The sequence below is a fragment of the Pseudomonas sp. Colony2 genome (assembly GCF_019382755.1).
Classification (GTDB): domain Bacteria; phylum Pseudomonadota; class Gammaproteobacteria; order Pseudomonadales; family Pseudomonadaceae; genus Aquipseudomonas.
In genome coordinates, this window is the sequence record NZ_CP080030.1 from 764,734 (window position 1) to 782,233 (window position 17,500).

At 60.9% G+C, this 17,500-nt stretch carries 20 protein-coding genes (1 of these 20 cut by a window edge); 8 read left to right on the top strand and 12 right to left on the bottom strand.

Annotated features, from left to right (window positions below; translation table 11 throughout):
• Entirely contained in the window at nucleotides 1–381 is a 381-nt protein-coding gene (locus JV201_RS03170) for a hypothetical protein (RefSeq protein ID WP_177049188.1), read from the bottom strand.
• A gap of 147 nt (nucleotides 382–528) precedes the next feature.
• Between JV201_RS03170 and JV201_RS03175 the strand changes: the two genes are divergently transcribed.
• Nucleotides 529–729, top strand: coding sequence for a heavy-metal-associated domain-containing protein (locus JV201_RS03175; protein ID WP_003211150.1), 201 nt, complete (start codon nucleotides 529–531; stop codon nucleotides 727–729).
• An 87-nt stretch (nucleotides 730–816) separates the two neighbouring features.
• Nucleotides 817–2,010 carry a multidrug effflux MFS transporter gene (locus JV201_RS03180; RefSeq protein ID WP_003211152.1) on the top strand — a complete coding sequence of 398 codons (1,194 nt, stop codon included), beginning with the start codon at nucleotides 817–819 and terminating at the stop codon, nucleotides 2,008–2,010.
• A 6-nt stretch (nucleotides 2,011–2,016) separates the two neighbouring features.
• Here JV201_RS03180 and JV201_RS03185 read toward each other — a convergent pair whose 3' ends face one another.
• From JV201_RS03185 to JV201_RS03195, 3 genes are all read right to left on the bottom strand, one after another.
• Nucleotides 2,017–2,196, bottom strand: a complete 180-nt coding sequence (locus JV201_RS03185) for a hypothetical protein (RefSeq protein ID WP_003211153.1) — start codon at nucleotides 2,194–2,196, stop codon at nucleotides 2,017–2,019.
• Between the two features lie 145 nt (nucleotides 2,197–2,341).
• On the bottom strand, nucleotides 2,342–3,355 hold the full coding sequence (locus tag JV201_RS03190) for a zinc-binding alcohol dehydrogenase family protein (protein ID WP_219406503.1): 1,014 nt from the start codon (nucleotides 3,353–3,355) through the stop codon (nucleotides 2,342–2,344).
• Between the two features lie 28 nt (nucleotides 3,356–3,383).
• The gene (locus JV201_RS03195) at nucleotides 3,384–3,677 is read right to left on the bottom strand and encodes a putative quinol monooxygenase (RefSeq protein WP_003211158.1); all 294 of its coding nucleotides are present in this window, start codon (nucleotides 3,675–3,677) and stop codon (nucleotides 3,384–3,386) included.
• A gap of 117 nt (nucleotides 3,678–3,794) precedes the next feature.
• On the opposite strand from JV201_RS03195, the gene JV201_RS03200 reads away from it, so the two are divergent.
• Entirely contained in the window at nucleotides 3,795–4,724 is a 930-nt protein-coding gene (locus JV201_RS03200) for a LysR family transcriptional regulator (RefSeq protein ID WP_087693475.1), read from the top strand.
• A 138-nt stretch (nucleotides 4,725–4,862) separates the two neighbouring features.
• Nucleotides 4,863–5,555 (top strand): helix-turn-helix transcriptional regulator, encoded by a 693-nt coding sequence (locus JV201_RS03205; RefSeq protein WP_219406504.1) that lies wholly within the window; start codon nucleotides 4,863–4,865, stop codon nucleotides 5,553–5,555.
• Here JV201_RS03205 and JV201_RS03210 read toward each other — a convergent pair.
• Entirely contained in the window at nucleotides 5,552–6,505 is a 954-nt protein-coding gene (locus JV201_RS03210) for an adenosine deaminase (RefSeq protein ID WP_219406505.1), read from the bottom strand. The genes JV201_RS03205 and JV201_RS03210 overlap by 4 nt on opposite strands.
• Before the next feature lie 194 nt (nucleotides 6,506–6,699).
• Here JV201_RS03210 and JV201_RS03215 point away from each other — a divergent pair, with 194 nt between their 5' ends.
• Nucleotides 6,700–7,788, top strand: a complete 1,089-nt coding sequence (locus JV201_RS03215) for a calcium:proton antiporter (RefSeq protein WP_003211166.1) — start codon at nucleotides 6,700–6,702, stop codon at nucleotides 7,786–7,788.
• A gap of 155 nt (nucleotides 7,789–7,943) precedes the next feature.
• On the opposite strand, the gene JV201_RS03220 is transcribed toward JV201_RS03215, so the two are convergent.
• The 3 genes from JV201_RS03220 to JV201_RS03230 all read right to left on the bottom strand — a co-directional run bounded on the left by JV201_RS03220 (nucleotide 7,944) and on the right by JV201_RS03230 (nucleotide 10,511).
• The gene (locus tag JV201_RS03220; protein ID WP_219406506.1) at nucleotides 7,944–9,302 is read right to left on the bottom strand and encodes an 8-oxoguanine deaminase; all 1,359 of its coding nucleotides are present in this window, start codon (nucleotides 9,300–9,302) and stop codon (nucleotides 7,944–7,946) included.
• A 145-nt stretch (nucleotides 9,303–9,447) separates the two neighbouring features.
• Nucleotides 9,448–10,134, bottom strand: a complete 687-nt coding sequence (locus JV201_RS03225; RefSeq protein ID WP_008430775.1) for an SDR family oxidoreductase — start codon at nucleotides 10,132–10,134, stop codon at nucleotides 9,448–9,450.
• Between the two features lie 26 nt (nucleotides 10,135–10,160).
• Nucleotides 10,161–10,511, bottom strand: a complete 351-nt coding sequence (locus tag JV201_RS03230; RefSeq protein ID WP_003211171.1) for a MerR family transcriptional regulator — start codon at nucleotides 10,509–10,511, stop codon at nucleotides 10,161–10,163.
• 83 nt (nucleotides 10,512–10,594) lie between these two features.
• On the opposite strand from JV201_RS03230, the gene JV201_RS03235 reads away from it, so the two are divergent.
• Nucleotides 10,595–10,987, top strand: a complete 393-nt coding sequence (locus JV201_RS03235; RefSeq protein WP_178912268.1) for a hypothetical protein — start codon at nucleotides 10,595–10,597, stop codon at nucleotides 10,985–10,987.
• 260 nt (nucleotides 10,988–11,247) lie between these two features.
• Here JV201_RS03235 and JV201_RS03240 read toward each other — a convergent pair whose 3' ends face one another.
• The 4 genes from JV201_RS03240 to JV201_RS03255 all read right to left on the bottom strand — a co-directional run bounded on the left by JV201_RS03240 (nucleotide 11,248) and on the right by JV201_RS03255 (nucleotide 15,032).
• On the bottom strand, nucleotides 11,248–11,871 hold the full coding sequence (locus tag JV201_RS03240) for a YigZ family protein (protein WP_219406507.1): 624 nt from the start codon (nucleotides 11,869–11,871) through the stop codon (nucleotides 11,248–11,250).
• A 12-nt stretch (nucleotides 11,872–11,883) separates the two neighbouring features.
• Nucleotides 11,884–12,543, bottom strand: coding sequence for a TetR/AcrR family transcriptional regulator (locus JV201_RS03245; RefSeq protein WP_003211175.1), 660 nt, complete (start codon nucleotides 12,541–12,543; stop codon nucleotides 11,884–11,886).
• 87 nt (nucleotides 12,544–12,630) lie between these two features.
• Nucleotides 12,631–14,025 carry a uracil-xanthine permease family protein gene (locus JV201_RS03250; protein ID WP_219406508.1) on the bottom strand — a complete coding sequence of 465 codons (1,395 nt, stop codon included), beginning with the start codon at nucleotides 14,023–14,025 and terminating at the stop codon, nucleotides 12,631–12,633.
• Nucleotides 14,026–14,111: 86 nt separating this feature from the next.
• Nucleotides 14,112–15,032: a LysR family transcriptional regulator gene (locus tag JV201_RS03255; protein ID WP_219406509.1), complete on the bottom strand. Its 921-nt coding sequence runs from the start codon at nucleotides 15,030–15,032 to the stop codon at nucleotides 14,112–14,114.
• Nucleotides 15,033–15,157: 125 nt separating this feature from the next.
• On the opposite strand from JV201_RS03255, the gene JV201_RS03260 reads away from it, so the two are divergent.
• Both JV201_RS03260 and JV201_RS03265 read left to right on the top strand, forming a co-directional pair.
• Nucleotides 15,158–16,507, top strand: coding sequence for an aspartate aminotransferase family protein (locus JV201_RS03260; RefSeq protein WP_008430786.1), 1,350 nt, complete (start codon nucleotides 15,158–15,160; stop codon nucleotides 16,505–16,507).
• Between the two features lie 39 nt (nucleotides 16,508–16,546).
• On the top strand, nucleotides 16,547–17,500 hold the 5' portion of the coding sequence (locus JV201_RS03265; protein WP_003211182.1) for a CoA-acylating methylmalonate-semialdehyde dehydrogenase. The gene runs 540 nt beyond the window's last position; the window shows 954 of its 1,494 coding nt (coding positions 1–954); it begins with the start codon at nucleotides 16,547–16,549; the stop codon falls past the right edge of the window.

Genomic DNA, 17,500 nt, shown 5'->3' on the forward strand with positions numbered 1-17,500 from the left:
TTAGTATTCCAGTGCGGCCGGTTTCAGGTACATGCCGTCCGGACCTTGCGCGATACGCAACTTGCGCACGTCACCCGCCTTCAACGTGATGTTTTGCGCCGGTGGTGCGAGCATGCCCGGCAAGCAGCCCTGGGACTGGCCCGGCAACAATTTCAGGCGCAACGACACGTTTCCGGCCGGCAAGTTGAACGAGGTGGCTTGCTCCTGGAACAGCCGCCCGGCCAACTGGTCCTGGATGTACAAGCCAATCTCGCAGTTGGTCGGCACTTCCAGGCGCTCCCGGGAAATGATCAGCACCGCATAATCTTCATCTGCGCTGGCCGGTGGCACAGTAGCAAACAAGCCCATCAGGCTGACAAGGCCAAAAAATGACCAGCGCATGGCGAATTCTCCGAGGTTCACATCGTGGATAAGTGCAGCTTGGCCGAGGGCGCGAATGAATGCCAGCCCGGCCGATGTTTTCAGAACTTGACCTTGCCATCGTGGCAAGGTCAACACTGCGGGCAACCTCATTAAAGGAGTCATGTCATGCAAGTATTCAGCGTTGAAGGAATGACCTGCGGCCACTGTGTCCGCTCGGTAACCCAGGCGGTGCAGGATAAGGACCCGGCGGCCAGCGTGCGCGTCGACCTCGCGACAAAGGAAGTCGGCGTGGAAAGCAGCCTGCTGTCGCCGGCAGAGGTGATCAACCTGATCAGTGAAGAAGGCTACAGCGCCAAGCTCGCCTGACTTTTTGAATAGTTAGCGAGCTAACTTAATGTTCAAGGCACCCGAGCCCGGCTAGACTGTTGGGCTGCCGACTCACCTGGGTGCCTGATGAACCTTCGTATAATCCTGATCTTGGGGGCCTTGAGCGCGTTCGCGCCGCTGGCCATCGACTTCTACCTGCCGGGTTTCCCGGCCATGGCCGTGGCATTCGGCACCGACGAAAAACATATTCAGCTGACCTTGGCCGTGTACTTCACGGGCCTGGCGATCGGCCAGTTGATCTATGGACCGCTGGCAGACCGTTTTGGCCGGCGCGGGCCGCTGCTCAGCGGCGTCACCCTGTTTACCCTGGCCTCCTTCGCCTGTGCGTACGCGCCGTCCCTGGAATGGCTGATCGGCGCGCGTTTCGTCCAGGCCCTGGGCGGCTGCGCGGGCATGGTGATCTCGCGGGCGGTGGTCAGCGATAAATGCGACGCGGTGGGCTCGGCCAAGGTGTTTTCCCAACTGATGCTGGTCACCGGGCTGGCGCCGATCCTCGCGCCGCTGGCGGGCGGGGTGATGGTTGGCGTCTGGGGCTGGCAGTCGATCTTTCTGGCGCTCACGGCGTTCAGTGTGATGGCGGCCATTGCGGTAGCAGTCGGGCTGCCGGAAAGCTTCCCGGCCCATCAACCGCGCCAGCCGCTGTCAGGCGCACTGCGCCAGTACGGCCGGTTGCTGTCGGACCGGGTGTACCTGGGCTATGCCTTGACCGGCGGCATCTCGATTGCCGGTATGTTTGCCTACATCGCGGGCTCGCCCTTCGTCTTTATCAAGCTCTATGGCGTGCCCGCCGAGCACTATGGCTGGGTCTTCGGCTCCAACGCCGCCGGCTTTATCCTGGTGGCACAGGTCAATGCGCGCCTGCTGGCCTCGCGCGGGCCGGCGTTTCTGCTGTCGCGCACGGTGTGGGTTTACCTGGCGGCGGGTCTGTCGTTGCTGGCAATTACTGCGCTGCGTACGGACGCTTTGTGGCCACTGCTGGTACCGCTGTTTATCTGCATCGCCAGCCTGGGCTGCATTTTGCCCAATACCTCGGCCTGCGCCATGAGCGGGCAGGGCGCTCGGGCGGGCAGCGCGTCGGCGTTGCTCGGCTGCATTCAGTTTGGTGTGGCCGCAGGCGCAGCGTCGTTGGTCGGCGTGCTGCACGACGGCACGGCGATGCCGATGGCAATGGTCATCAGCTTGTGTGGCGTATTGGCCGTAACGTTCGCGATGCTGACCCGGCGCCTGCAGCGCCAACGGGCACTGCAAGCGGCGGACTGATCAGGATCAGCCAGCAGAGCGCTGCTGGCTTTCGGGGAATCGGTGAGGCGCCTGGATACGGGTTTGCAGGGTGTCGGCAAACGCGCGGGCCTCGGCCTCACTGCGGAAGGTAAAGGCGTTCTGGTCGAGACGGACCTGCCATTTGTTGCCTTCGGATCTTGCTAGCGCTTTTATCAGGATCTTCATTGCTGACTTCCTCACGTAAATTGCGTGGCAAAGGCGGCCAATATAAACCCGAATACGCTCACAAATATGACAAGGATCAAGTCTCTGACTAGCGGTGTCGTCCATTACTCACATGAATAACAGACGACACTGACAGAACCTTTCGTTAGAACCCTTCCAGCACGATCTTGCCCTTGGCCTTGCCGCTTTCCAGCAGTTCGTGGGCGCGGCGCAGGTTAGCCGCGTTGATCACGCCAAAGTGCTCGCCCACGGTGGTTTTCAGAGTACCGGCGTCGATCAGTTCGGCGACGCGATTGAGCAGGTTGTGCTGCTCGATCATGTCGCTGGTCTCGAACATCGAACGGGTGTACATGAACTCCCAATGCAGCGACAGGCTCTTGCGCTTGAGCTTGCTTACGTCCAATGCCTTGGGATCGACGATCAGCGCCAGTTTGCCCTGGGGAATCAGCGCTTCCACCAGTTGGTCCAGGTGCTGGTCGGTCTGGGTCAGGCTGGCGACGTAGTTCACCTGCGGATGGCCGGCTTTTTTCAGCTCTTCGCTCAACGGTTTGCTGTGGTCGATCACCAGGTCGGCGCCCAGGTCCTTGGCCCATGCCTGGGTTTCAGGACGGGAGGCGGTGCCGATGACTTTCAGGCCGGTGAGCTGTTTCGCCAGTTGGGTCAGGATCGATCCCACACCACCCGAAGCACCGACAATCAGCAGGCTCTGGCCTTCATCGGCCTTGCCTTCACGCACTTGCAGGCGTTCGAAGAGCAATTCCCAGGCGGTGATGGCGGTCAGCGGCAGTGCAGCAGCGTCGGCAAAACCCAGGGTTTTCGGCATATGGCCGACGATGCGCTCATCGACAGTGTGCAGTTCGCTGTTGCCGCCGGGGCGTACCAGGGAGCCGGCGTAGAACACCTTGTCGCCGACCTTGAACAGGCTGACTTCGCTGCCCACGGCCTTGACCACACCGGCCACGTCCCAGCCCAGCACTTTGGCCGCGCCGTTTTCCGGGGCGACGTTCTGGCGCACCTTGGTGTCCACCGGGTTCACCGAGATGGCTTTGACTTCCACCAGCAGGTCGCGGGGGCCGGCGACCGGTTCGGGCAGTTCGATGTCTTGCAGGGATTTTGGATCGTTGATCGGCAGTGCGGCGTAGTAGGCGATGGCTTTCATGATGGTTTCCAAAAAAGGGGGCGGTTGATCAGGCAATAAACTTCAGGCGCTTGAGTTCGAAATGCTCAAGCACGTCGGCAGCCTTGGTGCGGAAATTCTGGATATGCGCGCTCTGGTCGTGGTCGGCCAGCGCGGCGTCGTCACTCCAGCGTTCGAGCATGTAGAAGGTCTCGGGGTGTTGCAGGTCCTGGTGCAGGTCGTACTGCTGGCAGCCGGCTTCGATGCGGGTCGGTTCCAGCAGCTCGCGCAGCAGGGTTTCCAGGGTGGCCTGTTGGCCGGGTTTGGCGATCAGCGTGGCGATGACGTTAAAGGCAGCAGACATATTCGACTCCAGACACGTGATGAACGGGATGGACAGATGATTGGCTATTTCTCTGGAAGATAAAACCCGCTAAAAGAGCAGTCTCTTTCAATGCTTTTTTGATAATGGGCGGTCGGCGTGCTGCGTTTTGATGACTTGCAGTTGTTTGTGCGTGCGGCAGACCTGGGCAGCCTTTCGGCGGCAGCACGGGTGATGGACATGTCGGCGGCGGTGGCCAGCGCGGCGTTGAAGCGCATCGAGCAGCAGTTGGGCGCACGGTTGTTGGCGCGTTCCACCCGCAGCCTGCGCCTCACGGCCGAGGGCGAAGGCTTCCTGGAGTACGCCCGGGCCGCCTTGAGCAGCCTGGATGAAGGCCGGCGGTTGTTGGCCAGCGGCCAGGATCAGGTCAGCGGGGTGCTGCAACTCTCGGCGCCGTCGGACTTTGGCCGTAACCAGTTGTTGCCCTGGCTCGATGAGTTCCAGCGCGAATACCCCGACCTGAGCGTACGCCTGTTGTTGGGCGACCGGATTGCCGACCTGTTCCGCCAGCCGGTGGATATCGCCCTGCGCTACGGCGAACCCGAAGACTCCAGCCTGATCGCGTTGCCCATCGCCCCGGACAACTGCCGCGTGCTCTGCGCTGCTCCCAGCTATCTGGCGCGGCACGGCGAGCCGCGCCACCTGGAGCAACTGACCCAGCACAATTGCCTGCTGTACATGCTCGGCAGCCGGGTGCATGACCATTGGGGGTTTAACGATGGCAAGCGTGATGTCGGCCTGACGGTGACCGGTGACCGCTTCAGTGATGATGCCGATGTGGTGCGACGCTGGGCGGTGGCGGGGGTGGGTATCGCCTACAAGTCCTGGCTGGATGTCAGCTCGGATGTGCTGGCGGGGCGCCTGCGGCTGATCCTGCCGGAGCTGCGGGGCGAACGTACGCCGCTCAATCTGTTGTGTGCCCATCGCGCGCAACTGAGCAAGCCGATCAATCTTCTGCGGGAAATGCTCGTTGCCCGTTGTGCGACATTGACTGCGCAATTGCCGGAGCGATCAGCCTCTACACCATAACCCCGGGGATATCGGGAAATTTCCTTCAGCTTCTGTCCTTGGTTGCGCTGTAAGACGGCACGGAACCCGGCGTTTTCACGCTTATACTTTTCCGCCAGACGCAGCAGACAAATGATTCAACAGGGAGTGAATGAGCACATGGAACAGGCACCTTGCATCAGTCAGATCGCCACCTTGCTGGCCGACCCGAAACGCACCGCGATGGTGTGGGCATTGATGGACGGCTCGGCCAAACCCTCCGATGAGTTGGCGGCACTTGCCGGGCTGTCATCGGCCTCGGCGAATGCGCATCTGACGCGATTGACGGCCGGTGGCCTGCTGCGTGTCGAAGCCCGCAGCGGCAAACGCTTTTTCCGGGTGGCCGCCGCCGATGTGGGGGCCGCCGTGGATGCATTGGCCTGCACCACGATGGCCAGTGTCGCCCGCAGCACGCCCATTCATTCGCGGTCATTGACTGCGCCTGCGGCTTTACGGCGAGCGCGGCTGTGCCATGGTCACCTGGGGGGCGAGCTGGCAGCGGGTTTGTATCAACGGATGATGGCGGCCGGGTGGATCGAGCGCGCGGAACAGCGTACGGACGTGACGCCGTCAGGTGCGCGCAAACTCGCAGCGCTGGGGATTTTTACCCAGGCACTGGCTCAGCCGATCGTGTGCGATTGTTTTGATTGGAGCGAACAGCAGCCACACCTGGGCGGTGCGTTGGGGGCCGCGTTGTTGCAGTTGTGCCTGCAGTCGAACTGGGTCAGCGTGATCAATGAGTCCCAGGCGTTGCAGGTCAGTGAAGCCGGGCAACTGGAAATTGCCCGGCTCGCCAGACCGGTCGCTGATTAAGGCTTGACCAACCGTGAATCCAGGCTGTTTTGCGCCAGGCGCTTGGCCTGGTCCTGGGTCATGCCCAGCGAGGTGTACAGCGCATGGAAGTTCTCGGTGACATAACCGCCGAAGTACGCCGGATCGTCCGAGTTCACCGTCACTTTCACCCCACGCTCAAGCATGTCGAGGATGTTGTGCTGGGACATGTCGTCGAACACGCAGAGCTTGGTGTTGGACAACGGGCACACCGTCAGCGGGATCTGTTCGTCGATGATCCGCTGCATCAGGCGCTCGTCTTCAATGGCGCGTACGCCATGGTCGATACGCTGGATCTTCAGCAGGTCGATGGCTTCCCAGATGTACTCCGGCGGGCCTTCTTCACCGGCGTGGGCGACGGTCAGGAAACCTTCGTGACGGGCACGATCAAACACGCGCTGGAACTTGCTCGGTGGGTGGCCCATTTCCGAGCTGTCCAGGCCCACGGCAACAAACGCATCACGGAATGGCAGTGCCTGGTCGAGGGTTTTTTCGGCCTCTTCTTCGCTCAAGTGGCGCAGGAAGCTCAAGATCAAACCGCTGGTGATGCCCAGTTGTTGCTCGCCGTCTTTCAAGGCGGCGGCAATGCCGTTGAGCACCACTTCGAACGGTACGCCACGGTCGGTGTGGGTCTGTGGGTCGAAGAACGGTTCGGTGTGGATCACGTTCTGCGCCTTGCAGCGCAGCAGGTAGGCCCAGGTCAGGTCGTAGAAATCCTGGGAAGTGCGCAGTACATCGGCGCCCTTGTAGTAGAGGTCGAGAAACTCTTGCAGGTTGTTGAAGGCGTAGGCCTTGCGCAGGGTTTCGACGTCGTTCCACGGCAGCGCGATCTTGTTGCGTTCGGCCAGGGCGAACAGCAGCTCAGGCTCCAGCGAGCCTTCCAGGTGCAGGTGCAATTCAGCCTTGGGCAGGGCGTTGAGCCAATCGTACATTTATAAATTCTCATCAGGTGCAATGGCGGCATTCTACAGGCGCACGCCGAAATAATCGGCAAAACCTGACCAAGCGGTGAGCATCCACAGGCACCGTGCAAGCAGTGCATGAACTAAGGTGTAACGAAACGTTAGCGGCGCGGTGCAGTCTGTACCCCATCAATGACGGATTCGCCGCGTTCAAAAGGCCTGCAATGCTCACATCTATCAAGCAAGAAAAATTCATGCTGCTGGCGCTGATTGCCGCCATCGCTGCCTACCCGCTGGAGCACTGGATGCTGCACAGCGGGCAGATGGTGGCGCTGTTGGCTGGCATAGCGCTGATCGGCTTTATCGTCGTGGCCTCGATGCGCGTGGCCCATCACGCCGAGCAACTGGCGGAAAAGGTCGGCGACCCCTACGGCACCATGATCCTGACCCTCGCCGCCGTGCTGGTGGAAGTGGTGATCCTGGCGATCATGATGAGCAACGAGCCCTCGCCGACCCTGGTGCGCGACACCATTTATTCGGCGGTGATGCTCGACATCAACGGCATCCTCGGCCTGGCTGCACTGATGGGCGGCATCAAGCATGGTGAACAGTCCTACAACGACGATTCGGCGCGCACCTACAGCGTGATGATCCTTACCGCCATGGGTGTGTCGATGGTGGTGCCGGAATTTATCCCCGAGGCCGACTGGAAAATTTACTCGGCCTTCACCATCGGCGCGATGGTAGTGCTCTACACGTTGTTCCTGCGGATGCAGGTGGGGCCCCACAGTTATTTCTTCAGCTACAGCTACCCGGAAAAACGCCGCAAGAAACAGCCGGAAGAAGAGTCGCCGCCGATCAACCTGGCGTTTTCCATCGGGACGTTGGTGTTTGGCGTGATCGTGATTGGCGCGTTGGCCGAGGTGATGTCCAAGACCCTCGACCTAGGCCTGGAAGGCACGGGGGCTCCACCGGTAATCACGGCGATCATCGTGGCCGCGATTTCCGCCGCCCCGGAGATTTTGACCGCGTTGCGCGCAGCGCTGGCCAACCGCATGCAGTCGGTGGTGAACATCGCGCTGGGGGCTTCTCTGTCGACGGTGATTTTGACCGTGCCGGTGATGGAAGCCATGGCCTTGTACACCGGTCAGCCGTTTCAGATGGCGATGACGCCGGTGCAGACCGTGATGGTGTTTATCACGTTGATTGTCAGCGCGATCAACCTCAACGATGGCGAAACCAACGCCATCGAAGGGATGACCCATTTTGTGTTGTTTGCGACGTTTATCATGCTGTCGCTGCTTGGACTGTAACCAATCCTGAAAACACCGCAGAAATAATTGTGGAAACCGGGCTTGTGTGGGAGCGGGCTTGCTCGCGAATACGGAGTGTCAGTCGCCAGATATGTTGACTGACCCAACGCATTCGCGAGCAAGCCCGCTCCCACATTTGAAAAGTGTTTCTTCAGTTAAGTCCGGTTGATCAGTTCCCGTGCCGCCTGGCTGTGATCGGCAATCAAGCCTTTCAGGTCCAGGCCCTCGACCTGCCCGTCGATCACCCGCCATTTGCCGCCGACCATCACCCGGTCCGCTCGGTCGGCGCCACACAGCAGCAGCGCCGAGATCGGGTCATGGCTGCCGGAGAAGCGCAGTTCATCGAGCTTGAACAACGCCAGGTCGGCCTGTTTGCCTACGGCCAGTTCGCCGATGTCGCTGCGACCGAGTAACTGCGCCGAACCTTTTGTCGCCCAACCCAACACCAGTTCCGGGGTGATCTTCTCTGCCCCGTAACGCAGGCGCTGGATGTACAGGGCCTGGCGCGTTTCGAGGATCATGTTCGACGCATCATTGGACGCCGAACCGTCCACCCCCAGGCCAATCGGTGCGCCGGCGGCCAGCAGGTCCAGCGTTGGGCATATCCCGGAAGCCAGGCGCATGTTCGAGCTCGGGCAATGGCAGATGCCGGTACCGGCAGCTCCGAGGCGTGCGATTTCTTCAGGGTTGAAGTGAATCCCGTGGGCCAGCCACGTGCGCGGGCCTAGCCAGCCGACGCTGTCGAGGTAATCCACGGTGCGCAGGCCGAAACGCTGCAGGCAGAAGTCTTCTTCGTCGAGGGTTTCCGCCAGGTGGGTATGCAGGCGCACGTCGAGGTGGTTGGCCAGCTCGGCGCTGGCTTCCATGATTTCCGGGGTGACGGAAAACGGCGAGCAGGGCGCCAGGGCGATCTGGATTTGTGCGCCGTCACCGCGCTCGTGGTACTGGCGGATCAGGCGGCGGCTGTCTTCCAGAATCACTTCGCCTTGCTGCACGGTTTGTTGCGGTGGCAGCCCGCCGTCGGCCTCGCCCAGGCTCATGGAGCCGCGGGTGAGCATGGCGCGCATTCCCAGTTCGCGCACGCTGTCGACCTGCACGTCGATCGCCTGTTCCAGGCCGTCCGGGAACAGGTAGTGGTGGTCTGCCGCCGTGGTGCAGCCCGAGAGCAGCAGTTCGGCCAGGGCCACTTTGCTCGCCAGCGCGAGTTTTTCCGGGGTGAGTCGGGCCCAGACCGGATACAGGGTTTTCAGCCAGGGAAACAGCGGCTGGTTGACCACCGGCGCCCAGGCGCGGGTCAGGGTTTGATAGAAGTGATGGTGGGTGTTGATCAGCCCCGGAAGCACCACATGCTCGCGGGCATCAAAGACTTGCCCACAGGGCACGGAGGGTTCTTGGCCCCAGCCCAGCACTTCGGTGATCACACCGTCTTGCAGCACCAGGCCGCCACGGGCGTCGAGGCCATTGGCAGTGAAAATCGCGAGGGGGTTTTTTAACCAGATACGGGTCGCAGGCATTGGCCGGCTCCTCTGAATGATGGGTTCAGGTTTGCCAGCTCAGTGTTGCCCTGTCTGCTGATCCAGGGTCGCCGGGGAGGGCGAGGTGCGCAGTTTACGTGTGGATCGTTATCGACGGCAATCGGCCGATAACGATCCCGGTTTTTTACCAGGCGATGGTGTCGCCCTTGTAGTCCACAAAGTGATGGCCGCCCTTGCCGGTGTAGGCATTCACCTGGTCAACCAGGCCGCGCACGCTGGTGGGCACGTCGATGTGGGCGTTTTCGCCACCCATGTCGGTTTTCACCCAGCCCGGGTGCAACGACAGAACGGTCAGTTTCTGATCGCCCAATTGGGTGACGAAGCTGTTGGTCATGGAGTTGAGGGCGGCCTTGCTGGCCTTGTACAGCGCCAGATCCGAGCCGTCGGGAATGGTGACACTGCCCAGGATCGAACTCATGAAGGCCAGCACGCCGGTGCCTGGGCGGATCTGCCCGACAAAACGCTGGGCCAGGTTGATCGGCGCCACGGCGTTGGTGAAAAACAGTTGGCCGACTTCAGCCAGGGTGGCGTGGCCCGGTTCCTGGTTGGCCGGGCCTTTGACACCTGCGTTGACGAACAGCAGGTCGAAGGTTTTTTCCTTGAGGCGCTGGCTGAGGGCGATTACCGCCTGCTGGTCATCCATGTCGAGCTTTTCGATCTGCACATCGCCCAAGGCCTTCAAGGCATCGGCCTTTTGCGGGTCGCGCACGGTGGCGGTCACGTCCCAGCCGTCCGCCAGCAGTTGCTTGGCCAGGCCAAGGCCTAGGCCCCGGGAGGCGCCGATAATCAGTGCGGTTTTTGAAGTGGACATGAATGGCTTCCTTTGACGGTGGAGGTTCACGGGTTCAGTGGACAACGCTGGCCGAGCCTTTGCTGCAACTCCTGGCGCAGTTGGTCGAGTTCGGCGATGCGGGTTTCGATCAGGTTGAGCTTGTCTTGCAGGAGCTGGGTCACGGCGCTGTCGGGGTCTGGAGCTTGCCATAATGCGCCGACGCTGTTGCCGATCTCACCCAGGCTGAAGCCCAGGCGCTGGGCGGTCTTGATGTACAGCACCAGTTGCACCATGTCGGCGGGGTAGTCACGGTAACCGTTGGCACTGCGTTGCGCGGCAATCAGCCCGCGTTGCTCGTAGAAACGCAGGGTGTCGCGACTGACCTGGCTGGCCTGGGCTAATTCGCCGATACGCATGTAGAGGGCTCAAGGGGGCTTGACCCTGGAGCATACTCCAGGCTTTAGCCTGCTGGCTTCTTGAATTTAAGGAGCTTACGGCTATGTGGACCGCACACCAATACCGTCGACTGGTTCGGGCCAGCGGTTGGTACGACCTGATCGTCACCGCCGCACTGGTCACACCCTGGACGTTTGTCCTGCTGCATAACGCCCTGGTGGCGTTGAACCTGCCCGGCGAGCTGCCGCCGTTCGCGCCTGTGCATATGTTGATGGCGAACCTGATGGGCTCGATTGTCTGCGTGTGGTCGGTGCTACGAATCCGCGACCCACAAGCGATCTTTGGCCGCTACGACGCCGCCGGCCGAGTGCTGTTTGCCACCTGGCAGATCTACGCGCTGGCCCATGGTGCCAGTACTGTATTGGTGATTGTCGTGGTCTTTGAAGTGCTGTGGGCGGTGGCTCAGTTGATACCGGTGCGCCGAGTAACAAATTGATCAAAAAATGCTCAGTTGTGCCGGAACGTTGCAGGCTCTGCTGCGGGGTCACTCTTGCACGGGTTATCCACAGGTTGCTCCACAGTAATTGTGCGCAAGCGTGACCAGTGGATATAAGCGCTGTGGCCCTTTGTTCTAAAGGACATAACCCGCCTAACTGACTGTTTTTGAGCTGGATTAATACTTTCGTGCAGTGCCTTGAACAAAAACTGTACAACCGCCTGAAACCCTGATGACAGAAGGGTTACAGGCGAGTGTGCTCAGGTTATCCACAGGCAGGTGCACAGTAGATGTGGGCAGTTTCTGCGCTCCAGCAGAATGCGCCCGCGACTCAGGTCGGCGAGCTGCGCTTGCAGGGTGTCGATATGTGCCTCGCCGAGGGCCAACTGCAGGTCGACGCCATTGGCGGTGAAGGTTTCTTCCATCACCAGCCCACCCAGTTCGGCCACTCGCAGCTTCACCAACTGCAGCTCGGCAAAACCACAGGAGCAACTCAGCGGCACTCGTTTGATCAGCTCGACGCGTTCGGCGGCTTGCAGGCATTTGTTCGCGCCGCCGCCATAGGCGCGGGCCAGGCCGCCGGTGCCCAGTTGGATGCCGCCGTACCAGCGGATCACCAGCACCACGACCTGGTCGCAATCCTGCGCTTCGATCGCGGCCAGGATCGGGCGCCCGGCCGTGCCGCCGGGTTCGCCGTCGTCGTTGCTGCGGTATTGATCGCCGAGTTTCCAGGCCCAGCAGTTGTGCGTGGCGTTCAGGTCGCTGTGCTGGTCGATGAAGGCCTGGGCGTCCTGGGGGCTGCTGATCGGGGCGGCGAGGGTAATGAAGCGGCTTTTGCGAATTTCTTCGCGAAACTCGCAAAGGCCGGTAAGCGTGAAAGGCATGGGTAACTTCGTTTAGAGGGCCGGCTTGATGCCACAGCCTTTGAGAATGATGTGAATCAGGTTGGTGCCGGCGTCTTCCATGTCCTGCTTGGTCAGCTTGGTGCGCCCGGTCACGCGGCAGATCTGGGTGGCAAAGTCGGCGTAATGCTGGGTGCTGCCCCACAGCAGGAAGATCAGGTGCACCGGGTCGATAGGGTCCATCTTGCCGGCGTCGATCCAGGCCTGGAATACCGCCGCACGGCCGCTGAACCAGGCGCGGTAGTCCTGGCTGAAATATTCGGTCAGGCACTCACCGCCGCTGATGATCTCCATCGCGAAGATCCGCGAGGCTTGTGGCTGGCGCCGGGAGAATTCCATCTTGGTGCGGATATAGCGGGTCAGGGCGGCCGCCGGGTCATCCTCGGCGGTCAGGGTGTTGAAGGTGCTGTCCCACAATTCGAGGATGTTGCTGAGCACCGCGATGTACAGGCCCAGCTTGTTGGTGAAGTAGTAGTGCAAGTTGGCTTTCGGCAACCCGGCACTCGCCGCGATGGTGTTCATGCTGGTGCCTTTGTAGCCATGACGGGCGAACTCGTCTTCGGCGGCCTGCAAAATCGCTTGTTCGTTCTTTTGGCGAATGCGGCTTGCAGGTTTTCCGGCGTGGTTGCTGTGGGCAGGAACTTCGAGGCTCATGGAGGTTTCCGTGCAGATCGATGAAGGCGACGTGTGCACAGATAACCCACCCTCAAGCCCCAGACAAGTCCCGATACGATAAAACCCTTAAAGCGGCTCCAGAGTGTCGCTTTCCAGGGTCCGGTTTGCGGCATCCACGGGAGCCTTGGCTTCAGGTAGCAGCAGGCACAATACGATGGCGGTCAGGCCGCCGCTGGTGATGGCCGAGTCGAACAGGTTCTGCACCAGGGTTGGCATCAGGTGCAGCAGGTTCGGTTGCGCCGCGATCCCCAGGCCGACGCCGAACGAGGTGGCGATGATCAGCATGCTGCGCCGATCCAGCGGGGCCTGGGCGAGAATGCGCACGCCGGCCGCCGCTACGCTGCCGAACATCACCAGGGTTGCGCCGCCCAGCACCGGCTTGGGGATTTGCTGCAGCACCGCACCAATCAACGGAAACAGCCCGAGGCAAAACAGTACCGCGCCGATGTACAAGCCGACGTAACGGCTGGCCACGCCGGTCAGCTGGATCACGCCGTTGTTCTGGGCGAATGTGGTGTTGGGAAAGGCACTGAAGGTGGCGGCGATCATGCAACTGATGCCATCTCCCAGTACGCCACCCTTGAGTCGGCTTATATAGGACGGGCCGCTGATGGGCTGGCGGGCGATCATGCAATTGGCAGTGAGGTCGCCGACGGTTTCGATGGTGCTGATCAGATAAATCAGTGCTACCGGCAGGAAAGCGCTCCAATCGAAATTGAAACCGAAGTGGAACGGTGTAGGCAGGCTGATCAATGGCAAGTCAGGCAAGGCTTGGGGCACCAACTTGCCGCTGAACCAGGCGGCGAGGCTGCCCAGTGCGAGGCCGATGATAATGGCGGAGAGCCGTATCCATGGCGTGTTCGAGCGGTTCAGCAGGATGATGGTCAGTACCACGAACAGGCCGAGTGCCAGGTTGGTTGGCGCGCCGAAGTCCGGGGCATTGAAGCCGCCTCCAAGGTCAGTGATGCCGACCTTGATCAGGCTGATGCCGATCAGTGTGATGACGATGCCGGTCACCAGCGGCGTGATTACCCTTTTGAGCTGACCGATGAAACGGCTCAACACGACCTGCACTGCGGCGCCGAAGAAGCAGATACCGAAAATCATCGCCAGGATGTCTTCCGGGCTGCCGCCGCGTTGCTTGACCAGAAACCCGGCCGACAATACGGCGCCGAGAAACGCGAAGCTGGTGCCCTGCAGGCAGATCATCCCGGCGCCAATGCCAAACGGCCTGCGCGCCTGGATGAAGGTGCCCACACCGGAAACCATCAATGCCATGCTGATCAGGTAGGGCAGGTGGGCGGTCAGGCCCAGGGTAGAGCCGATGATCAGCGGCGGGGTGATGATGCCGACGAAGGCAGCCAACACATGCTGCAACGCGGCAAGCAATGCAGGCAAAGGTTTGGGCCTATCGTTGAGGCCGTAGATCAGGTCGCTGGAGGTGTTGGATTCTGGCGGCATGGCGGGGAACTCATGGCTGACGGTTCGAGATCCCCTTGTCTTGCAAAAAGCTGTCCAGTTGCTCAGGTTTTTCTGTAAGGCCCGTGTTAGCGCGTTGCGGCCAGACTTTCGAGGAAGCTTTCCAGCACCAAATGAGGGCGACGGCCCTTGCGCGTGACCGAAGCGAGGCTCAAATCGTAAAAACGTGTTGCCAGTTTCAGCGCGCGCAGTCGGCCTTGTTGTACCCACAGGCTGGCGTAGTGGTCGGGCAGGTAGCCGATGTAGCGGCCGGTGAGGATCAGGAAGGCCATGCCCTCGCGGTCCGAGGCGCTGGCGGTGCAATTGAGTGCCTGGTAGTGCGCCTGGATATCCGCGGGCAGGCGGAAGGTTGGGGCGATGGCGTCCTGGCTATTGACGCGGTCGTCGTCCAGTTGCTTGTCGTCGGCGTAAAACAGCGGGTGGCCCACTGCGCAATAGAGCAGCGAGCGTTCGCTGTACAGCGGCTGGTATTCAAGTCCCGACAAGGCGCTGGCCTGGGGGACTACACCGACATGCAGGCGACCGTCGAGCACCCCTTGTTCGACTTCATTGGGGGCGATCATGCGGATCTGGATCTGTACGTCCGGGCCGCGTTCCTTCAACTGTGCCAGGGCGTGGGTGATGCGCATGTGGGGCAGGGTGACCAGGTTGTCGGTCAGGCCGATGATCAGTTCGCCGCGCAAGTGTTGGTGCAGGCCGTTGACCTCGGTGCGAAAACTTTCCAGGGCGCTGAGCAGCTGCAACGCCGACTGGTACACCTCGCGTCCTTCTTCGGTCAGGGAAAAACCCGCCCGCCCGCGTTGGCACAGGCGCAGGCCAAGGCGCTGTTCAAGATCACTCATTTGCTGGCTGATGGCCGAGCGGCCAATCCCCAGTACGGTTTCCGCCGCCGAGAAGCCACCGCACTCCACCACGCTGCGAAAGATGCGCAACAGGCGGATATCGAAGTCGCTGACTTGGGCCAGAGGGTCGGGTCGACGGCTGCTCATAGTTTAGTGAAGGCCTGACTGAAGGTTAGAAGAGTTGGATTTCACCGACTTTATCCCCGTGGCAATTTAGCTGCAACAACGCTTTTCAATCCCGACTCTGCCTTTTGCCTTGCGAGGTTTTGCTCATGAACATGCCCGAAAACGCTCCGTCCACCCTGGCCAGCCAACTGAAGCTGGACGCGCACTGGATGCCGTACACCGCCAACCGCAACTTTCATCGTGACCCACGCCTGATCGTGGCAGCCGAAGGCAGCTGGTTGACCGATGACAAGGGGCGCAAGGTGTATGACTCGCTGTCGGGTCTGTGGACCTGCGGCGCCGGGCACACCCGCAAGGAAATCCAGGAAGCGGTCTCCAAGCAACTGGGTACGTTGGACTACTCGCCGGGCTTCCAATACGGTCATCCGTTGTCGTTCCAGCTGGCAGAAAAGATTACCGACCTGACCCCGGGCAACCTGAACCATGTGTTCTTCACCGACTCCGGCTCCGAGTGTGCCGATACCGCGGTGAAGATGGTGCGTGCGTACTGGCGCCTGAAAGGCCAGGCGACCAAGACCAAGATGATCGGCCGTGCCCGTGGTTATCACGGCGTGAACATCGCCGGCACCAGCCTGGGCGGCGTGAACGGTAACCGTAAGATTTTTGGTCAGGGGCTGATGGATGTTGACCATCTGCCTCACACCCTGCTGGCGAGCAACGCGTTCTCCCGTGGCATGCCGGAGCTGGGCGGGATTGCCTTGGCGGACGAGCTGCTCAAGCTGATCGAGTTGCACGATGCGTCGAACATCGCCGCGGTGTTTGTTGAGCCGATGGCGGGCTCTGCCGGCGTGCTGGTTCCGCCGCAGGGTTACCTGAAGCGTCTGCGTGAGATCTGCGATCAGCACAACATCCTGTTGGTGTTCGACGAAGTGATCACCGGCTTCGGTCGTACCGGTTCGATGTTTGGTGCTGACAGCTTCGGCGTGACCCCGGACCTGATGTGCATTGCCAAGCAAGTCACCAACGGCGCGATCCCGATGGGCGCGGTGATTGCCAGCACCGAGATTTATCAGACTTTCATGAATCAGGCGACGCCTGAGTACGCGGTGGAGTTCCCGCACGGCTACACCTACTCGGCCCACCCGGTTGCCTGCGCGGCTGGTTTGGCGGCACTCGACCTGCTGCAGAAGGAAAACCTGGTGCAGAGCGTGGCCGAAGTCGCACCGCATTTCGAGAATGCGCTGCACGGCCTGAAGGGCAGCAAGAACGTGATCGACATTCGTAACTATGGCCTGGCCGGTGCGATCCAGATTGCCCCGCGTGATGGTGATGCCATCGTGCGTCCGTTCGAAGCGGGCATGGCCTTGTGGAAAGCCGGCTTCTACGTGCGCTTTGGCGGCGACACCCTGCAGTTCGGCCCAACCTTCAACAGCAAGCCGCAGGACCTGGATCGCTTGTTCGATGCGGTCGGCGAAGTGCTGAACAAGATCGACTGATTTCTCCTTCTATATAGAACAACTTTTCAGGAGCCCTGCATGAGCCTCATCCAGCATTTGATCAACGGCCAATTGGTCACCGAAAACGGTCGCACTGCCGACGTGTACAACCCGTCGACCGGCCAGGTGATTCACCAGGTGCCGTTGGCCAGCCGTGAAACCATTCAAAGCGCCATCGATTCGGCCAAGGCAGCTTTCCCGGCCTGGCGTAACACGCCACCGGCCAAGCGTGCCCAGGTGATGTTTCGTTTCAAGCAATTGCTTGAGCAGAACGAAGCGCGTATCTCCCAGCTGATCAGCGAAGAGCATGGCAAGACCCTGGAAGATGCGGCCGGTGAGCTCAAGCGCGGGATCGAGAACGTGGAGTACGCGTGCTCGGCGCCGGAAATCCTCAAGGGCGAGTACAGCCGTAACGTTGGCCCGAATATCGATGCCTGGTCTGACTTCCAGCCGTTGGGTGTGGTGGCCGGTATTACGCCGTTCAACTTCCCGGCGATGGTGCCGTTGTGGATGTATCCGCTGGCGATCGTCTGTGGTAACTGCTTCATCCTCAAGCCGTCGGAGCGTGATCCAAGCTCGACGCTGCTGATTGCACAGTTGTTGCAGGAAGCTGGCTTGCCTAAAGGCGTGCTGAGTGTGGTGCATGGCGATAAAGGCGCGGTGGATGCGCTGATCGAAGCGCCGGAAGTCAAGGCGTTGAGCTTTGTCGGCTCGACGCCGATCGCCGAGTACATCTATTCCGAAGCCACCAAGCGCGGCAAGCGTGTACAGGCGTTGGGCGGGGCGAAGAACCATGCGGTGCTGATGCCGGATGCGGATCTCGATAACGCTGTCAGTGCCTTGATGGGCGCGGCGTATGGTTCGTGCGGTGAGCGTTGCATGGCGATCTCTGTTGCCGTGTGTGTCGGCGACCAGGTGGCTGACGCATTGGTCGCCAAGCTGGTGCCGCAGATCAAGGCGCTGAAGATTGGTGCGGGCACCACGTGTGGATTG

Coding starts and splice junctions, on each gene's coding strand:
- JV201_RS03170 (WP_177049188.1), bottom strand. CDS start 381: ATGCGCTGGTCATTTTTTGGCCTTGTCAGCCTGATGGGCTTGTTTGCT.
- JV201_RS03175 (WP_003211150.1), top strand. CDS start 529: ATGCAAGTATTCAGCGTTGAAGGAATGACCTGCGGCCACTGTGTCCGC.
- JV201_RS03180 (WP_003211152.1), top strand. CDS start 817: ATGAACCTTCGTATAATCCTGATCTTGGGGGCCTTGAGCGCGTTCGCG.
- JV201_RS03185 (WP_003211153.1), bottom strand. CDS start 2,196: ATGAAGATCCTGATAAAAGCGCTAGCAAGATCCGAAGGCAACAAATGG.
- JV201_RS03190 (WP_219406503.1), bottom strand. CDS start 3,355: ATGAAAGCCATCGCCTACTACGCCGCACTGCCGATCAACGATCCAAAA.
- JV201_RS03195 (WP_003211158.1), bottom strand. CDS start 3,677: ATGTCTGCTGCCTTTAACGTCATCGCCACGCTGATCGCCAAACCCGGC.
- JV201_RS03205 (WP_219406504.1), top strand. CDS start 4,863: ATGGAACAGGCACCTTGCATCAGTCAGATCGCCACCTTGCTGGCCGAC.
- JV201_RS03210 (WP_219406505.1), bottom strand. CDS start 6,505: ATGTACGATTGGCTCAACGCCCTGCCCAAGGCTGAATTGCACCTGCAC.
- JV201_RS03215 (WP_003211166.1), top strand. CDS start 6,700: ATGCTCACATCTATCAAGCAAGAAAAATTCATGCTGCTGGCGCTGATT.
- JV201_RS03220 (WP_219406506.1), bottom strand. CDS start 9,302: ATGCCTGCGACCCGTATCTGGTTAAAAAACCCCCTCGCGATTTTCACT.
- JV201_RS03225 (WP_008430775.1), bottom strand. CDS start 10,134: ATGTCCACTTCAAAAACCGCACTGATTATCGGCGCCTCCCGGGGCCTA.
- JV201_RS03230 (WP_003211171.1), bottom strand. CDS start 10,511: ATGCGTATCGGCGAATTAGCCCAGGCCAGCCAGGTCAGTCGCGACACC.
- JV201_RS03235 (WP_178912268.1), top strand. CDS start 10,595: ATGTGGACCGCACACCAATACCGTCGACTGGTTCGGGCCAGCGGTTGG.
- JV201_RS03240 (WP_219406507.1), bottom strand. CDS start 11,871: ATGCCTTTCACGCTTACCGGCCTTTGCGAGTTTCGCGAAGAAATTCGC.
- JV201_RS03245 (WP_003211175.1), bottom strand. CDS start 12,543: ATGAGCCTCGAAGTTCCTGCCCACAGCAACCACGCCGGAAAACCTGCA.
- JV201_RS03250 (WP_219406508.1), bottom strand. CDS start 14,025: ATGCCGCCAGAATCCAACACCTCCAGCGACCTGATCTACGGCCTCAAC.
- JV201_RS03255 (WP_219406509.1), bottom strand. CDS start 15,032: ATGAGCAGCCGTCGACCCGACCCTCTGGCCCAAGTCAGCGACTTCGAT.
- JV201_RS03260 (WP_008430786.1), top strand. CDS start 15,158: ATGAACATGCCCGAAAACGCTCCGTCCACCCTGGCCAGCCAACTGAAG.